This window comes from Hymenobacter lapidarius (assembly GCF_001816145.1).
In the GTDB taxonomy this organism is placed as follows: domain Bacteria; phylum Bacteroidota; class Bacteroidia; order Cytophagales; family Hymenobacteraceae; genus Hymenobacter; species Hymenobacter lapidarius.
The window spans coordinates 1-3512 of record NZ_MDZB01000004.1 but is presented as its reverse complement, the minus strand read 5'-3'; the positions used below and the strand labels follow the sequence as shown (position 1 = coordinate 3512).

The window sequence follows — 3512 nt, the reverse complement described above, 5'->3', positions numbered from 1 at the left end:
CGAGCAAGCCGAAATCGTAGCCGAAGTAGAGCGCCGCCTCACCGTGCTCGATGCCCTGAGCCAGACCCTCACCGCCGAGCTGAAACGCGCCGAGCGCCTGCGCCAGAGCCTGCTGCACCGGGCCTTCACCGGCCGCCTCGTGCCCCAGGATGCCACCGACGAACCGGCCGCCGCCCTGCTGGCCCGGTTGCAGGCCGAAACGGCCGCCGCGCCCGCCAAGGGCAAGGCCGGGCGCGGGCGCAAGGTGGCGGCGGCGCAAGCTACTTTAGACCTGTAAAACCGCTGGATGATGTCGGAAAACCACGTTTTCGAGAAGAAGAGCTACCGCAAGGCCTTCGGCCCCACGGCCGACCTGAGCGACCTGGCCAAAACCTGCGTGTGCCTGGCCAACGCGCGCGGCGGCACCCTGCAAATCGGGATTGAAGACAAGCAGGAACTCCCGCCGCCCCAGCAGCGCATCGACCCGGAGGCCGCCAATCTGCTGGTCCGCAGCCTGGGCGGCCGGGCCATCAACGTGGGCCTGGCCGACCCGCTCGTTATCACCAGCGCCAACGGGGGGCAGTATTTGCAGCTGTGGGTGCATCCGTCGCTCAACACCATTGCCACCACCTCGGACGGGCGCGTGTACATGCGGCTGGGCGAAGAATGCCGGCCCGTAGTGGGCGACGACCTGCTGCGGCTGGCCGGCGAGAAAAGCGGTTTTCAGTGGGAGCTGCACACCCCGCACAGCGTGCCCGAAGCCGAGCTAAACCCGGCCGAAATCCGCTTTTTCGTGGAGAAAATCCGGGCCGCCCCCACCAACAAGGTCAGCCCATTTGTCAAGGGCAAAAGCACGGCCGAAATCCTGACGCATTACAAGCTGCTGCGCGAAGATGGCCTGGCCACCAACCTGGGCATTTTGTGGCTGGGCACCCCCTACCAGCGGGCCCGGCTGCGCTACGGCCTGCTGGTACAATACATGGTGTACGATGAGCAGGAACGCCGCATCCGCAAAGAAACCTGGATGGATTTTCGGTTCAACCCGCTACAGTTGCTGGATGAGGTGCTGGCGCAGGGCGTCGAGCTGCATTATTACCACGAAGTACCCGAAGGACTGTACCGGCGGCAAGTGCGGCGCTACCCCGAAGCCGTGCTGCGCGAGCTGCTGGCCAATGCCTTTGCCCACCGCCTCTACACCGTGGCCACCGATGTGGCCATCCGCGTGTACCCGGACCGGCTGGAAATTGAAAGCCCCGGCCACCTGCCCCTGGGCGTGACGCCCACCACCATTTTGCACGAGCGGGTGCGCCGCAACCAGGCCCTGATGGACACCTTTCAGGCCACGGGCCTGATGGAAGGCGAAGGCTCGGGCTACGACCTGATTTATGAGAAGCTGAGCCGCGATGCCAAGCCCTTGCCGGACATCGACGATTCGTACAGCAATTTGCGCGTCACCATCTTCGCCAAAGCACCCAACCCCACGGCCGTCGCGCTGCTCGATACCCTGGCCCGGTTCTACGATTTCCGGCAGAAGGAAATCATCACCCTGGGCATCATTGCGCAACATGGTTCGATTGGAGCCCCGGCCCTGACGCAGGCCTTGCAGCTGCGCCAGGAAGAGCGGCTCCGGTCCTGGCTGGGGCGCCTGGTAGAATGGGAAATCGTGCTGGCCCGCGGGGTGAAAAAGAGCACCGAATACCTGGTGAATCCCAAAGCCTACGCCGCCGCCAACCTGGACGTGAAACCCAGTTTGAAGACGATGGAACCCCACCGATTGCGGGCCTTGATTGAAGAAGACCTGCGGGCTTACCCGGACAGTTCGCTAGCCCAGATTCATCGGCGGCTGGAAGAGCTGCCCCTGCTGGAAGTAAGGCGCGAAGTATATGGCATGGTCGCTGAAGGACGGATTACCCCTAGCTCGGGAGGAACCCGAAACCGCCGTTATTCGCTGCCATAAAAAAAACAACTAAAAAACAAATGGAAAACAAATGGAAAACAAAACCGCATTTCCAGCTTGTAAACGCAGTTTCGGTTGTTTTCCCGTGTAGTAAAATGTATTACAATGTAATACAACACCCCCTCCCCAACCATGCGCCAACCTACTCTCAATGCCACCGCCCAATCCCTCGTGCAGCGCGTGTGGGGCTACGCCACCGTGCTCCGCGACGACGGCGTGGGCTACGGCGACTACGTGGAGCAAATCACCTACCTGCTGTTCCTGAAAATGGCCGACGAGCAGGCCGGCGCGCCCAACGCCGCCGCCGTGCCCGAAGGGAAAGACTGGGCCAGCCTGCGCCCCCTGGAAGGCGACGCGCTGAAAGTGCAGTACCGCCACATCCTCACCGACCTGGGCAAAGAGCCCGGCATGCTGGGCGTCATCTTCAAGAAGGCCCAGAACAAGATTCAGAACCCCGCCCGCCTCAAGCACCTGCTGGCCCTGATAGACCGCGAAAACTGGTCGGGCCTGGGCTTCGACGTGAAGGGCGAGATTTACGAGGGCCTGCTGCAGAAGAACGCCGAGGACGTGAAGGGCGGCGCAGGACAGTACTTCACGCCGCGTCCGCTCATCCAGGCCATCGTGGAAGCCGTGGCCCCCACGCCGGGCCAGACCATCTGCGACCCGGCCTGCGGCACCGCCGGCTTCCTGCTGGTGGCCCGCGACTACCTCGTGGACACTTACGGGGCCGAGATGGACCGCGAGCAGCTCAAGTTCCTGCGCGACCACACCTTCCACGGCACCGACATCGTGGACTCCGTCGTGCGCCTGGCCGCCATGAACCTCTACCTGCACGGCGTGGGCTCGACGGAGAGCCCGGTAAAGAATCAGGACTCGCTCCTCTCCGACCCCGGCGACCGCTACGACTTCATCCTGGCCAACCCGCCCTTCGGCAAGAAAAGCAGCATCACGGTGATGAGCGAGGAAGGCCAGACCAGCAAAGACACGCTCAGCTACGAGCGCACCGACTTCGTGGCCACCACCAGCAACAAGCAGCTCAACTTCGTTCAGCACATCTACACCATCCTCAAGGTGGGCGGCACCGCCGCCGTGGTGCTGCCTGACAACGTGCTCTTCGAGGGCGGGGCCGGCGAAACCATCCGCCGCAAGCTGCTGCAGGATTGCAACGTGCACACGCTGCAATCCTGCCCACCGGCATCTTTTACGCGCAAGGCGTGAAGGCCAACGTCATCTTCTTCGAGAAGCGCGCCGCCGCCGAGCAGGCCCAGACCAAGGACCTGTGGGTGTACGACCTGCGCACCAACCAGCACTTCACCCCCAAAGGCAACCCACTCACCCTGGCCCACCTGCAGGATTTCATCGCTTGCTACGGCCAGCCCGGCCAACGCGCCCAGCGCCAGGAAACCGAACAGTTCCACCGCTACGACCTGGCCCAGCTCCTGGCCCGTGACAAGGTGAACCTGGACATCTTCTGGCTGAAAGATGATGCCCTGGAAGACAGCGCCACCCTCCCCGCCCCCGACGTGCTGGCCCTGGAAATCACGGAGAACCTGCAGGCCGCGCTGGCCCAGTTCGC

The 3512-nt window shown here is 63.4% G+C and carries 2 protein-coding genes and 1 pseudogene; all 3 read left to right on the top strand.

What is annotated here, in order from left to right; genetic code table 11:
- A partial coding sequence (locus BEN47_RS00060; RefSeq protein WP_070724172.1) for a hypothetical protein occupies window positions 1-277 on the top strand: 277 nt, incomplete at its 5' end.
- Window positions 278-286: 9 nt separating this feature from the next.
- Entirely contained in the window at window positions 287-1936 is a 1650-nt protein-coding gene (locus BEN47_RS00055; RefSeq protein WP_070724171.1) for an ATP-binding protein, read from the top strand.
- Between the two features lie 132 nt (window positions 1937-2068).
- Window positions 2069-3512 (top strand): annotated as a pseudogene (locus BEN47_RS00050) (class I SAM-dependent DNA methyltransferase); the annotation flags it as partial.

What these genes read in the sequence shown, in the direction of transcription:
- BEN47_RS00055 (WP_070724171.1), top strand. Translation starts at nt 287, where the DNA reads ATGATGTCGGAAAACCACGTTTTCGAGAAGAAGAGCTACCGCAAGGCC.